Source organism: Salipaludibacillus daqingensis, assembly GCF_029891575.1.
GTDB lineage: Bacteria > Bacillota > Bacilli > Bacillales > Salisediminibacteriaceae > Salipaludibacillus > Salipaludibacillus daqingensis.
The window spans coordinates 407,318-423,952 of sequence record NZ_JARZHF010000002.1; the positions used below are offsets into that span (position 1 = coordinate 407,318).

The window sequence follows — 16,635 nt, forward strand, 5'->3', positions numbered from 1 at the left end:
GATAAAGATATTCTCGTTGTTTTTTATTGACGACTAATTTTTAAATGTTATGCTGATTTCTTTTTCTTCTTTAAGAACAATTCTCTTCGACGTTTCATCCCCTTTGTAATATAACAACCTTTAAAACTTCGAGGTTCATAAGAAGCAACAAAGGCTTTTTCTTCATATTGAAATTTCGACATGATTCAAGAACCTCATTTGAAGCTATTCATAATCCATTATTGACTACTTTTTCCTAGAGTATTTTCAATCTTTTCAAGTCTTTCTTCTACCTCTTCTTCTGTTAATTCATATTCTACGATATATCTGTTTCTTGGATGAACACGACATTCATGCGTACAACCTCTCAAATAAAAATGTTCATTTTCTTCTGATATTAAAATTTGCTTATTGCATTCAGGATTGGCACAATTTACATATCGCTCGCAAGGTTCGCCTGTAAAATGATCTCTTCCTACAACATGATGCGTTATTTGGTTGACAGGAACAGTCAGTCTCTCGTCAAAAACGTAGCATTTTCCATCCCATAGTTCCCCTTTCACTTTAGGGTCTTGTCCATACGTAATAATCCCCCCATGAAGTTGGGAAACATCTTCAAACCCTTCTTTCAAAAGCCAGCCTGAAAACTTTTCACAGCGAACACCACCAGTGCAATATGTGAGAATTTTTTTATTTTCAAACGTCTGTTTATTTTCTTTGATCCAATCTGGTAATTCGCGAAAACTTTTGATATCAGGTTTGATAGCCCCTTTGAAATGACCTACGTCATATTCATAGTCATTTCTTGCATCTATAATAACGGTATTAGGATCATTCATCTGCTTATAAAATTCCTCAGGTTCTAAGTAATTTCCAGTTATCTCATTTGGATCCACATCTTCTTCTAAATCAAAAGAAACCAATTCATCTCGGTGACGAACGTGCATTTTTTTAAATGCATGCTCCTTGGATTCTTCTATTTTAAACACCATATCTTCAAATCGAGGATCTTTCTTCATTTCTTCCATATATAAATCAGTTTGCTCTACTGTTCCAGAAACTGTCCCGTTGATCCCCTCTTCTGAAATCAAAATACGACCTTTTAATCCGAGACTTTTACAAAAATCTAAGTGTTCTTGTTTTAACTCTTCAGGAGAATCAATCGTAATGTATTTATAATAAAGCAATACTCTATATTTATAATCGAACATTATTTCTACCACCTTTAATTCATTGAAATAGTTATTAAACCTTTTTACTTAAAAAGTCCATTTTATAGTATACCAAAGGATTAACAATCGTTACAACGGTTAATCCTTACAACTACTTTCCCATACGTGCGTATAAACTCGGTTCATTTTTGCTATTCTTGGGTAAATTGGTCTGTAAAGGAGTGGATGTCATTGTTACTAGGATACGCTTGTATTAATACTGTAATCCCAACAAAATTAAAAACATGTAGGCTAGCCACATATCATAAAAAAGGGAAAGAGATTATCAAACAGCATACAATATCTAATTTAAAAAGCGTCATTTTGGCTTTAAAATGGAATATAAAAAATGACATATTATTTTTTCGAATCAGTTCAGATATAGTTCCCCTAGGAAGTCACCAAGATATGGACTGGGAATGGTGGTTGGACTCAGACGTTCTAGATTTGACAACTGAAATTAAAACATTACAAGAAAATTACCAAATGAGATTATCGATGCACCCTGGGCAGTACACGGTAATTAGTTCTACAAGAGAAGACGTATTTAAACGAAGTGTGAAAGATCTTGAATACCATGATCGCTTGCTTAACCTTATCGGCGGAACGGAAATGATCATCCACGGAGGTGGGGCCTATGGCGATATGGACTCAGCTAAAAATCGCTTTGCTGACCGCTATTTAACACTCTCTTCAAGTATTAGAAAGAAATTAATTTTAGAGAATGATGACGTGACGTATCAATTACATGACGTACTTGAAATCCACGATAAGTGTGGCATTCCGATTTGTTTTGACATCCATCACCATCATTGCAATCACGGAAAAGAGACAATTTCGTTACGTGATTTATTTGACAAAGTGATTGATTCTTGGCCATCTGGAACTACACCTAAAGTACATATAAGTTCCGGGAAAGAATATCTAACCGATCGGCGTCATCACGATTACGTATTTAAGGAGGATTTCGAAAAATTGCTAGCTATTATTAATGGAAGAAATGTAGATATCATGCTTGAAGCGAAGAAAAAAGAACAAGCTGTATTGAAGCTAACAGAAGAAGTTTCAAACTGACACGACAAGAAGATAACTAAAAAAGAGCCTTCAAATGAGGCTCTTTCATGTTTTACGCTAAAAAACTAAATCCTATTGGCAAACTAAAACCTAAATAAAGTGTTATGATAAATGAAATAATTAACCCAATTGTTACGCCTTTTGCACTCTTCCCTTTGTTCAATTTTACTAATACCATCTCAGAGAACCCTATCACAGCTAAACCTGTAGCAAACTTCAATCCATACATCATGTGATCAATCGAACCGAAATTTACAAACAATATGATCCCTGTAATTAAAATGAGAACGTAAAATAATCGTAAAACCATATGTACGATTTTCATTTGCTTAGCCATACCATTTTTAAATAATGATAATGCTACAAAAAACAAAATAAGCGCTACAACCCATGTGAAGATGTGGGTATGTGTCGAATATAACAAACCAATTCCTCCTTTTTTCATTCATATTATATAGACGAATAATCGTCTCATCTCCCATCTTATACAAATTGAATGCATAAATAAAGAAAAACCCCCTGTAGCTTCTAGTTTTTCACCTCTTATTTTTCTAGACTTTTTTTATAATCTGACGTTTAAGAAAATCTCCTTGACACTAACCGGTTCTTAAGGCTAAATTACTTGGTGAAACGAAATATATTAATTCTTTATTTATATACTCGTTCATTATGTTAATGAAGATAGAAAAGAGGCTATCAAATATGAAACATGCAGATCCAAAAGACATTAGTATAGGTATTGCAGCTGGAACCGGAGCATACCTTCTATGGGGATTCCTCCCTATATATTGGAAACTTGTCGATCATGTCCCATCGATGGAAGTTTTAGCCCATAGAATTTTTTGGTCATTATTATTTATGATCGTCATGTTTGTTAGTTTACGAAAAGTCAGTCAACTCTCGTATGATATTCGCTATTTATGGACTCATCCTAAAATCATTGCTGGTATTTCTCTTTCTGCATTTTTCATCAGTGTAAACTGGGTCTTATTTATATGGGCAGTAGCAAATGAAAGGATTGTAGAAGTCAGTTTAGGTTATTATATTAATCCTCTTTTCAACGTTTTACTAGGGGTGCTTTTTTTCAAAGAAAAACTTATCTTCTGGCAGAAGATTTCTGTTATTCTCGCATTAATTGGTGTCAGTATCATGACGTTTTCTTTCGGGCAAGTCCCATATATCGCTCTTATACTCGCTTTTAGTTTTGGTATGTACGGATTAGTGAAAAAACAGACAAAAATTGGAGCCATGACAGGATTAACGATTGAAACATTATTATTAACACCTGTTGCTTTAGGTTTCTTATTTTGGGTGCATGCTGACTTCTCTTCCGTATTTTATACAGACGAACCTACAACAGGCATTCTCCTTGTTGGAACGGGGATAGCAACTGCAATTCCTTTATTGTTATTTGGTATTGGTGCGCAGAAGATTCCCCTTTCCTTTATCGGATTTCTTCAATATATTGCACCTTCTATCATGCTACTTTTAGGTGTTCTCTTATACGGAGAGCCGTTTACACCTGTTCATGCCGTATCATTTTTCTTTATATGGCTTGGTTTAATTATTTATTCTTTTGCAAAAACATCGTTTATGAAAAAACTCACCCCATGATAAGAATACTCTTCATTGGAATATTCTATCTTCTATCTGCTAACGATATAAGAAAACAGGTGGAGGGTTGACGACAATGAATAAGACAACAACTTTTTTTCTCGGCATGACCGGAGGAGCAATCGGCTTCATATATACGTTTTATGCTGTCTTTTTTGGTACCCTAGACGAAACGACCTTTGGGGAATCATTTTTTATGGGGACAACGATGGTTGCTATGTTATTAAGTACGATAGCGATGATTGGTGCTGCGCTCGTAAAAAGAAAACCGACATTCTCAGGTTGGCTAATGTTCGTTTCAGGGCTTATGCTACCGTTATTCATAAGCACCTTTGGGCTCATTCCATTACTATTTATAGTGCCTGCTGGTTTATCGGAAATAATTAGAAATCGTCACTAGATCTGATGGTTACATTCCACCTAATATGGGAATATGGATTAGGTACTTATTTTATCTTTAGGGGGAATGTTCAAATGATTTCACAAGAGGAAAAAACGTTAGCATTGCTTATCTATCTCGTTAGTTTTTTAACAGCAATTATCGGCCCATTAATAATTTGGCTGCTGAAAAAAGATGAGTCAGCTTTTATTGACTACCACGGTAGAGAGTACTTAAATCTTTTTATTTCTTATACAATTTATATGACAGTCAGTGGAATCTTAGTTATCCTCCTTATCGGATTTGTTTTGCTCCCGATTGTTGGTGCTGCCGCTCTCATATTCACCATTATTGGTGCGGTAAAAGCTTATAGTGGAGAATATTACCGTATTCCGTTTCTTTTACGGATTTTATAAGCAACAAGGGTAACGAAGCTGGTTTACGACCAGCTTTTTTTATGTCTTATAAAGATGATGATTGAATGCCTATGAATGAGATCGGTTTCTACGATTTCGTTTATTAATCATGTTTACCCCCATCACAACTGCAATCATTTCTTCATTATCGACCGATTGCGAGTCGTTAATAAGCTGAAAAACAGGTGCTTCAAAAAAACCGCTGATTCTTTTAAATTCAGCAATCACTTCCTCCTTTTCATTCATCATTGTGTATTCATTTGAAAATGCTCCTGAATGTATGGAAATTGTCCCTCGATTATCTGTAGTATATTCAAATTTTTTTGCAAAAAAAGCGATTTTTTGCTTAAGAGAACCCATTTCCCTCGCTCCTTCCCCTACCACACCCCATTTTCTTGACATAAACGGAAAAGCACCTTTGACAACAACTTTTCCATCTGCATTTTGTACATCAACGCTTGACGAAAAAGCACTTTTTAAATCTAATTGCCCAATTTGCACTTTCTCTCCATTGAATATAGGTGTGACACCATTGGAGAAAAAATTATCCTTAAAATAAATCGTTCTATCGTCCATGCCTTTCATCCTTTCTAAAAATAAACATTTCAAACTCCCCTGAAAATAATAAAACTTTAGAAAGAGTTCTAGCTTCCACTCTCTCGTCAATTAAGATCATTTTCATGCATCATGGTGCGAAAAATTAGAATTGGTGCCTAACTAAGTTTTAATACCTTAACTTATAAATTCTTCTTTTATCGATTAATTCCTTTAACCTTTTTTATAATAGTTATTTACATTAAGCTATTGATGCTATAAATTAACCACACGTGTCGTGCACAACCTTAGGACAGAGCAATCCGACCAGATTAACATAAATCGTCTCTTGGCTTCTAAGATCACATTCACAATAAGTGCTCCCTATATTTAATTACATATCATTTTGCAATCTATGTGTCGATGAATCACAAAAGGAACCTCCACGGTTGCCAAACATCACGTTCTCCCGTATAAATAAACTATAATTACGGAGGTGATGAGATATATGTTAAAAATCGCTGGTGTACAAATGTTTTCTGATGATTTGCAAGTATCAAAAAATAAACAAAAAGCCATCGAACTCGTTAAAGAAGCGGCTAATAATGGAGCAAAAATGATCTGTCTACCTGAGTTATGGGTTACAGGATACAACTTAAAAAAAGAGGACCTCTCTAATTTAGCAGAAACACATGACGGAGAAACGGTTAACACGTTTAAAAAATTAGCTAAACAATTAGGAGTTGTGTTAGTTATTCCTTTTTTAGAAAGTGAAAATATGATAGATACTAAAAAACAATCGTATTATATTTCAGCAGCAATCATAGACTGTGATGGAAGCATAGTTGGCGTTTATCGAAAGTCTATGCTTTGGGGAACCGAAAAAAACATATTTACTGCAGGGGAAAAAGTTTACGAGGTTTATCATACGTCACTAGGTTCCATCGGAGTATTAATTTGTTATGATATTGAATTTCCAGAACCAGCAAGAGCGCTTGCTTTAAAAGGTGCCCAACTAATTTTTGTACCTTCTGTATGGAGTTTTGAAGCAGAACCACGTTGGGATATTCAACTACCTGCTAGAGCGCTAGATAATTCTCTTTATATTTTCGGCATTAACACTTATGGAAATAACTCTTGTGGAAAAAGTAAATTACTCGATCCAAATGGAAGTCTACTAACTTGTGCTCCTAAATATAAGGAGGAAATCATATATGGAAACATAGATTTCCAAAAAATACTTGAAACAAGAAAAAGAATTCCTTATATAGCTGATCTACCCTCTCGATTTATTTCAAAAGACCTTATGGAAAATCCGATTCATTCAAAGAATTAAATTATGCACTAATCATAAATTGTCCGAATCATACGAATTTTAACTTTTATAAAAAAATATTATAAACCCTTTTAAATAAGGGGTTTCTTCTTTATTCGCATATTCTGTGTAATATTTTATTGTAGATAGTTTTGTATAACTATGCTAAAATCATTTTTATCATACATTAACTTAAGATATACATTAATCTTTTAGACCATCTTCTCTTTTAAATAGTGCTAATATTAGTACTATTTGAAATATAAAAAACTATAAGGGGGAACGATTTGTGAAAAAACTATTTTTGATTTTTGCACTTGTATTGATTGCTAGTTTTGTCGCTGCTTGTGGAGATGGAAATGCTAATGAAGAGGTTACTGGAGATGGTAATGCTGCTGAAAACAACAATGTTGAAGATAATGCTGAAAATAACAACGCCGTTGCAGATGAGGACATGCCTGAGTTGACCGTAGCAACGGACTCCAACTATGTTCCATTTGAATACTTAAATACGGAAACTGGAGAAATGGAAGGCTTTGATATTGACCTTATTTATGAGATTGCTGATCGAGTAGGATTTACCATTGACTTAGAAGTCGTCGAGTTTGACGGGATTGTATCTGGTATGGGAACAGGTCGTTACGACATCGGAATTGCTGGTATGACGATTACGGAAGAACGTGCGGAAAACTTTGACTTTTCTGACCCATACTATGACGCTGGTTTAATGATAGCGGTACGTGAAGATGAAGAAGAAATTCAATCCGAAGATGATCTTGATGGAAAACCAGTTGCAACAAGAGCTTCAACTACAAGTGAAGATTATTTGTTAGAAAACACAGATGCTGAAATTAATACATTCCCTGACATCGTCAATGCATACCAAGACCTCGTTGCTGGTCGTGTTGATGCCGTTGTTTATGATTTACCAAACGTGCTTTATTACATTGATACAGAGGCAATTGGTGAAATGAAAACAGTTGGTGACACGTTGACAGGTGAGCAGTATGGAATTGCCTTCCCTCAAGGATCTGAACTAGTAGCAGATGTTAACGAAGCTCTAGCTGAGATGAAAGAAGACGGGACTTACGGAGACATTTACGAAGAGTGGTTTGGTGAAAGACCAGACGATGAATAATCGTTTAATAACATGATATAAATTTGGAGCGCAACAAAAAGATGTCACTCGTTGCGCTCCAAAACTACATAATAGAAAAAGGAGGCCACCTAAGGTGATAGAGAATTTTACTGAAATTTTCACTAGTCCTCACTGGGTTAATACTCTCCCCTTCATATTGAAAGGCTTACAATTAACATTAATCGTTACATTTGTTGGTGTGTTTTTCGGATTTATTTTAGGTAGTATTTTTGGATTGGCTCGATTATCAAAAAGTAAAGTCATCTATGGTATTGCTACAGTTTATATCGAAGTTGTGAGAGGAACACCAATTCTCGTACAAGCTTTATTTCTATATTTTGCTGTATCCGACTTTTTTGGTATTAACTTTACAGCTTTGACTGCTGGAATTATTGCTATTGCCATTAACGCTGGAGCTTATATTGCTGAGATCGTTCGAGGTGGAGTGGAAGGAATTGATAAAGGTCAAGCGGAAGCTGGACGTTCTGTTGGACTAAGTTCTACTCAGACGATGCGCTATATTATATGGCCCCAAGCTTTTAAACGGATGATTCCACCCCTCGGTAACCAATTCATTATAAGCTTAAAAGATACGTCTATCTTTGCCGTTATCTCATTAGGAGAGGTTACTTATTTGATGAGACAGTATGTCGGAACAACTGCTGAAACATTCGTGCCGTATATCATGCTTTGTTTAGCTTATCTTATTATTACGATCCCATCGATGGTATTTTTACGTCGTATAGAGCGGAGGTTAGATGTTTAATGATTAAAGTTACTGATTTACACAAATCCTTCGGAGCTACAGAAGTGTTAAAAGGAATTGATGCTGAAATAAAAGAACAAGAAGTATTATGTGTCATTGGTCCATCCGGATCTGGTAAAAGTACATTTTTACGTTGTATCAATCTATTAGAAGAAATTACAGCAGGTGACATCGTTATCGATGGCGAAAGCCTCATGGACCCTAAAATTGATATTAATGAACTTCGGTCTCAAGTAGGAATGGTGTTTCAACACTTTAATTTATTCCCACACATGACGGTACTTAATAATGTTACGTTAGGTCCAATGAAAGTGAAAGGAATTTCAGAAAAAGATGCCGAAAAACTTTCTCTCGACTTATTAGAAAAAGTTGGTTTATCTGATAAAGCGTACGTATATCCTGGTAGCTTATCCGGAGGTCAAAAACAACGAGTTGCTATCGCAAGAGCATTAGCTATGAGTCCTAAAGTGATGCTGTTCGATGAGCCCACCTCTGCACTTGACCCCGAACTAGTTGGAGATGTTCTAGGAGCGATGAAAGACCTTGCTAACGAAGGAATGACAATGGTTGTTGTTACACACGAAATGGGATTTGCTCGTGAAATGGGAGATCGCGTGTTGTTTATGGACGAGGGTAAAATTATGGAGGAAGGCCGTCCAGAAGACATCTTTGATAACCCGCAGCACAAACGAACACAAGAGTTTTTAAGTAAACTCCTTTAAAAAGATCCTAAGCAAAAAGCCATTCCAATAGAATGGCTTTTTGCTTATTCCATTTAATTATTAATTTAGTTCATCTCTTATCTATCAATAACTGCTTCTCTATATCTTCTTTATGTAAAGAAAATTAAAAATAAATCTAGTGATAAAATATATTTTCAGCTTTATTTCCTCTGAAAAAGGGAAACAAAGAAAGCAGGTGATGATATATGCGTGTATTAATAAAAACAATCTCGATCATAGGTTTCTTCATTCTACTTATCTATGGTATTCAACTAGCAATGTTTTACTTCAATCAAGAGCAATCTTTGTTCCTTAAACCATCGCTTTCCGAAGAAGATGCAAAAAAAATATCCACTAATCGAGAAAATGTCGAAGAACTAATCATCGAAGTAGAGGAAAATATACATATTCATGGTTGGATAATGGAAAACCAAACAGATCGCACCTCCCCCGCTCCCTTACTTATCTACTTTGGAGGAAATGGGGAAGAACTTTCCCACTCAATTGATTCTTTTAATCATCTAGATGGTTGGTCCGTATTGTTAATGAATTATCGAGGATATGGATTAAGTGATGGTTCTCCGTCTGAAGAAACGTTATTTCACGATGCTCGAGCAATGTATGATGAACTGACTGAACGTGATCGTATTGTTGTTGCTATGGGAAGAAGCATGGGTACAGCACCTGCCACACATTTATCGAAGGAAAGAGACTTGGCTGGTACTATCCTTGTCTCGCCTTATGATAGCAGAACGCGATTATCAGAACATCGCCATCCCTTCATCCCAGCTCAACAACTCATTCGTCATCCATTCGAACTCAGTGATAAAGCACATTCAATAGAATCTCCTTTATTAGCTTTCGTTGCTTCTGAGGATCGAGTTATTCCTCCTGAACATTCACAAGTAACCATAGATGCGTGGGCTGGAGAAAAAAAAGAAGTTTACTTAGAAGGATTTGGCCATAATGATTTGCAAGCTAGTGAAAATTATTGGGAAAATATTGAGAAGTTTTTGGAAAACAAAAAAGGTCAGAAACCTTGATTATCAGAAAAAAAGCTAACGGACAATTACTATCCGTTAGCTTAAATTAGTTTCTGTTATCTAAAAAATAACAATCTAATTTATACATTCACATATGTCTTTCTTCGATCGCGAAAGCCTTTCACAATTCTCAACAACATAGCTCGATCCATCTTTAATAAAGGTTGACCTATATTTTTTAATAACTCTTTCGTATTATCGTCATGAAAACATATCGTACGGTTTAAATAAGGTTTAAACACTCGTAACGGATCATTTAATTTCTGTTCTTCCAAAGATAATGTATTTTCCTTTTCATAAGGAACAAGTTCAATAGCTTGGAAGTCCATTCCGTCTTTGATCGTATCCATAATTAAGTCATTAGCTGGAGGCGCAGGGTTTACAAGATTATAGACTTTAGTCGTCTGTGCAAACTTCAGTCCTGCCACTAGAAGTGTCGTAATATAATCTACTGGGACAATATGCGTTGTCTCATTAATTCCTACTAAAATCTTCACATCATGATGATCGACCTTATCAGGATACCTCGACATTCTCTTCTTTAAAAGCTCAACCATACGCATAACACCATACATACCAAAAGTCGTGTCCGCTTCTCCGGTTTCGGAATCACCAATAATGATCGCTGGACGCATGATGACCACATCAAAATGTTCTTTGTACGACATCACTTCGTGTTCTGCGTAGCATTTACTTTCCTCATATGCATTGACAAACTGTGTAGAATCAATTGGGTAAAGTTTTTCAAACCCTTCCGTTCGTTCTCCTAATGTATAGGCTGTACTCACATGGATGAACTTTGAAATTTGCATTTGTTTTGCAAAGTTTAAAAGATTTTGCGTCCCTTCAAAATTAACTTTTAGAAGTTGATCACGATCTTTTTCATTAAACGATAAATATGCTGCACTATGATAGATAGCATCAATCGTTCCTGATAATTGTTTTAATTTTGTCTTCGAAAGACCTAGCGTTTCGTCGGAGAGATCTCCTTCCAAAACGTGCAATTGCTTTTGCTCTTGACTGTTCAAACGATTTTTCAATAACGCTGCTTTTTTATGACTACGAACAAGGACATAGACGTTATGGTCTTCTTTTACTAATTTATGAACTAAATCCATTCCTAAAAATCCCGTTCCACCTGTTACAAAAACATTCATGGAATAAAAGCTCCTTACTTACTCTTTATTTCAAAATCACCGATCGACACGGTTGTTTAATAATAACTGAATATCTAGTTTATTTTACACTAACTAAGTATTGTTTGTGTAGTAAAAAGGGTTACTTGATCAGTTTCCCATCTGAGTTCCTACAGAAACACCAGTTATTGTCTTATGATTATTGTGGTTTTTTGGTAACTTCTTCGGTCACATCTTGTCCAACAAATAAAAATATCATTACCCAACAGATAAGGCTGACACTATATACAGGAAGAAGGCCAGGGATGAAACCATTGAGTAAATAAATGACACCAATAGCTAAAATAAGCACAATTGATTTTCCTGGAGACAGAACTAAACGCTTGATTGGTTCAACGAAAGCTATTTTAGAAAAAGCTACTTTATATTTTTCAGCTGATACGAGTCCGAATACGAACGTCCATAAAATGAGTACAATTAGCAGTATAAATGTACTAATACTATAAAAATAAAAGAAAAATCCTCCAAACAAGCTAACAATATTTAAATTAACAAAAATAACTGCAAACATGATGATAATTCCTAAAGCAATCGCATTTGCTTTCAAGAACACGGTTCGATATACGGACCAAAAAGTTTTAAAAAGAGGTGGTTCCTCTCCTTTACTCCATAATGTCATCAATCGACACATTGCAATCCATGCGGGATAAAAACCAAATACCCCAAATCCTAATATTGTAAATAAAATCCATAATAAATTAACGAAGGCAAGTTTCATCATCCAATCTGCCACTCGGTAAATAAACCCTGAAGTTCCAGTCTGTTGCACTTCATTCCCTCCTCTAGTTTTCATTTAGTGATAATAAATTACGTTCTTTAAACCTAAAAAAGTAATCATCCCGAAGGTGACTACCTTAATAATTTCATGATTAATAATACGACCTTATCAGTTTAACTCTTTGCGGCATTTTTTTCTACACTTATTGATTTTCTTTCCCACTTTGGTCACTTATGCATATCTTATTTAGGAACAATTAACGAATAGGAGGATAATTTACATGTCTATGCAAGAAGAACGAGATCGTTTAAGCGTTGATGAGTTGGATTTATGTGATATTCCTTTTACCGCTACTAGAGACGATTTGGCACCCGAATTTACTGCACAGGCACTCATCAATAATCAATTAAGTGAGGTAAATTTAGGTAATGAACGTGGAAAGTGGGTTATTTTATTTTTTTACTCGAGCAATTTCACGTTTGTATGACCAACAGAGTTAGCAGCAGTTGCTGCTATTTATGATCATTTACAAAAGTTAAATGCCACAGTTTGGGGCATTAGTACCGACAGCATTTATTCTCATAAAGTGTTTAAAGAAATCTCTCCGTCTATGACTCAAGTTGAGTTCCCACTCGTAAGTGACCGAAATCAACGAATAAGTCGAGCATATCGTGTATTAGATGAAGAATCAGGTGCTCCCTTTCGAGCAACGGTCTTAATCGATCCAGAAGGGATTATTAAATCAAAACTAGTATATCCACGAGAAGTTGGACGAAACACGTATGAAATCATTAGAATGTTAGAAGGTATTCAATATTTTTTAGATACTGGTCTTGGTGTCCCAGCAAATTGGGTACCTGGGAAACCCGGTATCGAAAGAGATCCAAATATGATAGGAAAAATTTAGTGCAACGCCTTCAAGGATTTATCTATGTTAAAGCTAATTATTGATGTGAAAATATTCGTGAGGCTCCTTAAGAGTGATGATTTTAGCAAAATCATCACTTAATGATAACAAAACCAGACGTTAAAAAACCCACAAAAAAATAGATAAATATACACCAGTTAAAGCCATTGCCGATCCTGCTACTGCTCCTTGTATTTCACCCTCTCTTGCTATTTGTGCGGTTCCAATTCCATGAGCAATCGTTCCGATCGCCAGTCCCCGAGCCATCGGATCAGAGATATTAGTTATATTCAAAAGCCGTGGTCCAAACATAGCTCCGATCATCCCTGTAACCATCACAAATATTGCGGCTAGCGCTAGATCCCCTTGATTTAATGAAGCAATTTCTAAAGCTATTGGTACTGTTGCTGATTTCACAGAAAGTGAAACAGAAACAGATTTTGTTATCTGAAACAAATGTGCCATTATTAAGCTAATCACTACCGCAACTGTAGACCCTAAAATAAGACTTACACCAGCGGCTAACCCGTGTTTTAAAATAAACTTTCTGTTTTTATAAATGGGGACAGCCAAAGCAACTGTAGCAGGTCCAAGAGCATACGTTATGACATTTTTTGCCGGTTCATACTGACTATATGGGACATCTCTAAAAATTAGAATAGCCATGATCAATACCGTGCTTAAAAATATCGGAGTCAAAAATGGTGACGGAAAACGCTGATATATTTTTTTAGTGATCATGTAAACGGCAATGGTCATAACAATGTGTACGATTAGTATAGTATTCATCTCACTCTTCCTTTTTTCGTGATATCGTTTGTGACATTCCACCAGTTACGATGATACCAATACATGTGCTCAACATAATAACAAACATTAAAAAAATTCCTTCCGAAATACCCATATGTCCAAGAGTCATAAGACCAACACAAATAGGTATAAAAAAAAATGTCAAATGTTTTATTAATAATTTCGCTCCACGTTCTATCCAAGTGATCGGTATAATACCGGAGACTAATAAAATAAACAAGATAACCATACCTAAGACATTACCCGGTAGCGGAATGGAGGCCCATTCCGTTAAAAATAAACCTAGTTGATGAATAGCCCATAATATCATTAGCTGTAGTAAAACAAAACTTATATTTTTCCACATATTCATTCACTCCTAGGTTCACTGTATCTGTAGCCTTTTATTTCGTCACTATAGAATTATTTTTTACTAATGAAAACCGCCCTCCGTAGAGGACGGTTTTCATTTTCACGTTCTTTAGATCGGAGATGGTTTTCTATCATTTCTCACCTAAATTACTTCTTCGTATACTTCATGATCGTTATATGCCCGCGTATACAAATGCTCTACATCCGCGTCCGTCAGAACCATCAATTTTTCAAATGACATCTCTTTTACTCTAGACAAAAATTTAATCATGTTTTCTCTTTCCTGACGTTGCATATAAACCCTCTCCTTTTCTGTATTAATACAGTTTGTATTTTATATTTGTATTGTATAACAGATATAAACAGTGGTCAATGTTTTTTTAAAACATTTTTTACAATCTACTAAAAATAGTTAATTGGTCATTAAAAGTGGAAAAGTATATGAACTTCGACCTAATATTCATTTTTATTAGAAAAACTTGGCTTATCGCCAAGTCCTGGCGAAAGCCTTAGTTTTTATACTTTAGTCCATTAACGGAATTAAACTTTAAAGTATAAAAAAGCCCTTCTGCATAGGACAGAAAGGCTAAAAAAAGTGTTATTGAGCTTTTTTTCTCATTGATTTTGGTACATAAACACAATATGGCTCGCTCTCCAAGTAATCTCCTGTCATTGCATAAGCTCTCGAACGAGACCCACCACAAACGTGTTTGAATTCACAGACGCCACACTTTCCTTTATATAAGTCTGGATTTCTTAATGATGTAAACACTTCTGACTCTCGATAAATGGTTGGAAGAGGTGTCTCTCGTACGTTACCTGCTTTAATAGGCAACAATCCGCTTGGGAACACATCTCCTGTATGGGATATAAACACAAAGCCATTGCCATCATTAACCCCTTTAGGCGCTCTCCCTAGTCCGTCGATCTGACCTGTAGAGCCGCTTTTCAGTGCATCTTCATAATGAATGTCAGATCCTTCACTCGCACTAATTTTTTCTCGCATTTTATTTTGAATGACAACTCTTCGGTAATGTTGTGCTGCTGTTGTTTTAATATCAAATGGCACTTTCTTGGAAAGGTCATAAAGCCATTGGAAAACTTTTTCGTGTTCAACAGGTGAAATCATATCTTTTTCCTGTCCTCGTCCTGTAGGAACGAGGAAAAACACACTCCATAACACACAGTCCAATTTTTCAATCATTTCTGCCATTTCTTCTAAGTAATCGTAATTATATCTAGAAATAACCGTATTAATTTGCAAAGGCATTTCTAATTCATGCAAATAATTGATCGCATTCATCGTTAAGTCAAACGAACCTGTCGTACCTCTAAAATGATCATGAATTTCTGCATTGTGTCCATCTAAACTAAATGCCCATCTTGATAAACCGACATCTTTTGCTTTTTCCATCGCTTGTTTAGTCACATTAGGTGTAGCAGAAGGAGTCATTGAAACACGAACACCTTTATCAATCGCATATTTCGCTATATCAAAAACATCTTCTCGCATTAATGGATCTCCGCCTGTAAAAACAAGCATTGGATTATTCATGGAATGTATATCATCAATGAGTTTCTTCCCCTCATCAAAAGAAAGTTCAAATGGATGGCGGTGATACTGAGCTTCCGCTCGACAGTGTAAACATTTTAATTCGCAAGCTCTCGTTAATTCCCATATAACGATAAATGGATTTTCATTATAGTCTCGAGGAAACATGTGAAACCCTCCCTGTATCTTATCTCTTACGATAAGTTTAACGTTGGGAGTATCTTCTCGATGTGACGAAGATCACATTATCTCCAACTTAAACATAATGTTCACATTATCTATACATGTTTTGTTAAGTTCACTGAATGTTAGAAAATGAATGGACACAAAAAGTGTAGGACTATTTCGAGAATGCTTCTTTCTCTGCCAGTTTTTCTCTCTTAGGGACTTTCTCTACTGGCAAAACACTGAGTCCTTTGACAAGACAGTACTTGAACATCCTTATTATTCAGAAGTGCAAATTTATATGTATGTTTCACTCATTAGTTTTACATGCTAGTGATCGCAAGTAGAATGAATACAATTAACAGGCAAATCGCAACAATCCATGAAACGGTATAATCTTTTGTTGGTGAAGCACTAGTTCCATCCTCCTTCAGTTTCTCATCCAAAACTTGTTGACTATCCGTTTCACTAAAGGCAAATTTGTCTTCTCCTTGACTGTTTAGCTTTTGCAGTTGTTCAATAATCTCAGCTAACGCAACAAAAACGACCGCAATGGCAATACCAGAAAACCAGTAAGGTAAAATAAAACTCCACGCATAATAAGTTCCTGCTCCTCTGAATGTTTCTGAGCCAATTACTAATCCACTTATCATTGTAAAAATGAGAATGATTACTGCTACAGTTAGAAGTAATATGGAAACCTTGTTTTTATAATTCAAATAAACGCCTCCTAAAATTCCACTAG

The 16,635-nt window shown here is 35.5% G+C and carries 21 protein-coding genes; 10 read left to right on the forward strand and 11 right to left on the reverse strand.

The features are described from left to right. Positions 1–47 precede the first annotated feature (47 nt). A complete protein-coding gene (locus QDN89_RS06095) occupies positions 48–182 on the reverse strand; it encodes a hypothetical protein (protein WP_280769377.1) in 135 nt (44 codons plus the stop codon). Between the two features lie 36 nt (positions 183–218). Beyond that, a complete protein-coding gene (gene trhO / locus QDN89_RS06100) occupies positions 219–1,190 on the reverse strand; it encodes an oxygen-dependent tRNA uridine(34) hydroxylase TrhO (protein ID WP_280769205.1) in 972 nt (323 codons plus the stop codon). 186 nt (positions 1,191–1,376) lie between these two features. On the opposite strand from trhO, the gene uvsE reads away from it, so the two are divergent. Beyond that, complete coding sequence (gene uvsE / locus QDN89_RS06105) at positions 1,377–2,264, forward strand: UV DNA damage repair endonuclease UvsE (protein ID WP_280769206.1); 888 nt, start codon at positions 1,377–1,379, stop codon at positions 2,262–2,264. 52 nt (positions 2,265–2,316) lie between these two features. Here the strand turns inward: uvsE and QDN89_RS06110 are convergent, their stop codons facing one another. Then, on the reverse strand, positions 2,317–2,688 hold the full coding sequence (locus QDN89_RS06110) for a YisL family protein (RefSeq protein ID WP_280769207.1): 372 nt from the start codon (positions 2,686–2,688) through the stop codon (positions 2,317–2,319). Between the two features lie 278 nt (positions 2,689–2,966). Between QDN89_RS06110 and rarD the strand changes: the two genes are divergently transcribed. The 3 genes from rarD to QDN89_RS06125 all read left to right on the forward strand — a co-directional run bounded on the left by rarD (position 2,967) and on the right by QDN89_RS06125 (position 4,673). Next, the gene (gene rarD, locus QDN89_RS06115; RefSeq protein ID WP_280769208.1) at positions 2,967–3,878 is read left to right on the forward strand and encodes an EamA family transporter RarD; all 912 of its coding nucleotides are present in this window, start codon (positions 2,967–2,969) and stop codon (positions 3,876–3,878) included. A 76-nt stretch (positions 3,879–3,954) separates the two neighbouring features. After that, the gene (locus QDN89_RS06120; RefSeq protein ID WP_280769209.1) at positions 3,955–4,278 is read left to right on the forward strand and encodes a hypothetical protein; all 324 of its coding nucleotides are present in this window, start codon (positions 3,955–3,957) and stop codon (positions 4,276–4,278) included. 74 nt (positions 4,279–4,352) lie between these two features. After that, positions 4,353–4,673, forward strand: coding sequence for a DUF4870 domain-containing protein (locus QDN89_RS06125; protein ID WP_280769210.1), 321 nt, complete (start codon positions 4,353–4,355; stop codon positions 4,671–4,673). Positions 4,674–4,742: 69 nt separating this feature from the next. Here QDN89_RS06125 and QDN89_RS06130 read toward each other — a convergent pair whose 3' ends face one another. After that, positions 4,743–5,249 carry a hypothetical protein gene (locus QDN89_RS06130; protein WP_280769211.1) on the reverse strand — a complete coding sequence of 169 codons (507 nt, stop codon included), beginning with the start codon at positions 5,247–5,249 and terminating at the stop codon, positions 4,743–4,745. 466 nt (positions 5,250–5,715) lie between these two features. Between QDN89_RS06130 and QDN89_RS06135 the strand changes: the two genes are divergently transcribed. The 5 genes from QDN89_RS06135 to QDN89_RS06155 all read left to right on the forward strand — a co-directional run bounded on the left by QDN89_RS06135 (position 5,716) and on the right by QDN89_RS06155 (position 10,191). Then, entirely contained in the window at positions 5,716–6,543 is an 828-nt protein-coding gene (locus QDN89_RS06135; RefSeq protein ID WP_280769212.1) for a nitrilase-related carbon-nitrogen hydrolase, read from the forward strand. A gap of 268 nt (positions 6,544–6,811) precedes the next feature. Continuing rightward, on the forward strand, positions 6,812–7,660 hold the full coding sequence (locus tag QDN89_RS06140; RefSeq protein ID WP_280769213.1) for a transporter substrate-binding domain-containing protein: 849 nt from the start codon (positions 6,812–6,814) through the stop codon (positions 7,658–7,660). A gap of 94 nt (positions 7,661–7,754) precedes the next feature. Then, positions 7,755–8,426 (forward strand): amino acid ABC transporter permease, encoded by a 672-nt coding sequence (locus QDN89_RS06145; RefSeq protein ID WP_280769214.1) that lies wholly within the window; start codon positions 7,755–7,757, stop codon positions 8,424–8,426. After that, positions 8,426–9,148 carry an amino acid ABC transporter ATP-binding protein gene (locus QDN89_RS06150; protein WP_280769215.1) on the forward strand — a complete coding sequence of 241 codons (723 nt, stop codon included), beginning with the start codon at positions 8,426–8,428 and terminating at the stop codon, positions 9,146–9,148. Before QDN89_RS06145 ends, QDN89_RS06150 begins: the two co-directional genes overlap by 1 nt. Before the next feature lie 206 nt (positions 9,149–9,354). Continuing rightward, positions 9,355–10,191 (forward strand): alpha/beta hydrolase, encoded by an 837-nt coding sequence (locus QDN89_RS06155; protein ID WP_280769216.1) that lies wholly within the window; start codon positions 9,355–9,357, stop codon positions 10,189–10,191. Between the two features lie 80 nt (positions 10,192–10,271). On the opposite strand, the gene QDN89_RS06160 is transcribed toward QDN89_RS06155, so the two are convergent. Both QDN89_RS06160 and QDN89_RS06165 read right to left on the reverse strand, forming a co-directional pair. After that, complete coding sequence (locus QDN89_RS06160; RefSeq protein WP_280769217.1) at positions 10,272–11,348, reverse strand: SDR family oxidoreductase; 1,077 nt, start codon at positions 11,346–11,348, stop codon at positions 10,272–10,274. 178 nt (positions 11,349–11,526) lie between these two features. Next, on the reverse strand, positions 11,527–12,156 hold the full coding sequence (locus tag QDN89_RS06165; RefSeq protein ID WP_280769218.1) for a YesL family protein: 630 nt from the start codon (positions 12,154–12,156) through the stop codon (positions 11,527–11,529). 235 nt (positions 12,157–12,391) lie between these two features. Here QDN89_RS06165 and QDN89_RS06170 point away from each other — a divergent pair, with 235 nt between their 5' ends. Next, the gene (locus tag QDN89_RS06170) at positions 12,392–13,012 is read left to right on the forward strand and encodes a peroxiredoxin (protein WP_280769374.1); all 621 of its coding nucleotides are present in this window, start codon (positions 12,392–12,394) and stop codon (positions 13,010–13,012) included. Between the two features lie 120 nt (positions 13,013–13,132). Here the strand turns inward: QDN89_RS06170 and QDN89_RS06175 are convergent, their stop codons facing one another. The 5 genes from QDN89_RS06175 to QDN89_RS06195 all read right to left on the reverse strand — a co-directional run bounded on the left by QDN89_RS06175 (position 13,133) and on the right by QDN89_RS06195 (position 16,609). Then, positions 13,133–13,801: an LrgB family protein gene (locus tag QDN89_RS06175; RefSeq protein ID WP_280769219.1), complete on the reverse strand. Its 669-nt coding sequence runs from the start codon at positions 13,799–13,801 to the stop codon at positions 13,133–13,135. A 1-nt stretch (position 13,802) separates the two neighbouring features. Further along, positions 13,803–14,168: a CidA/LrgA family protein gene (locus QDN89_RS06180; RefSeq protein ID WP_280769220.1), complete on the reverse strand. Its 366-nt coding sequence runs from the start codon at positions 14,166–14,168 to the stop codon at positions 13,803–13,805. A 147-nt stretch (positions 14,169–14,315) separates the two neighbouring features. Next, complete coding sequence (locus QDN89_RS06185; protein WP_280769221.1) at positions 14,316–14,468, reverse strand: BH0509 family protein; 153 nt, start codon at positions 14,466–14,468, stop codon at positions 14,316–14,318. 303 nt (positions 14,469–14,771) lie between these two features. Beyond that, entirely contained in the window at positions 14,772–15,893 is a 1,122-nt protein-coding gene (locus QDN89_RS06190; RefSeq protein WP_280769222.1) for a TIGR04053 family radical SAM/SPASM domain-containing protein, read from the reverse strand. 320 nt (positions 15,894–16,213) lie between these two features. Next, a complete protein-coding gene (locus QDN89_RS06195; protein WP_280769223.1) occupies positions 16,214–16,609 on the reverse strand; it encodes a hypothetical protein in 396 nt (131 codons plus the stop codon). Positions 16,610–16,635 lie beyond the last annotated feature (26 nt).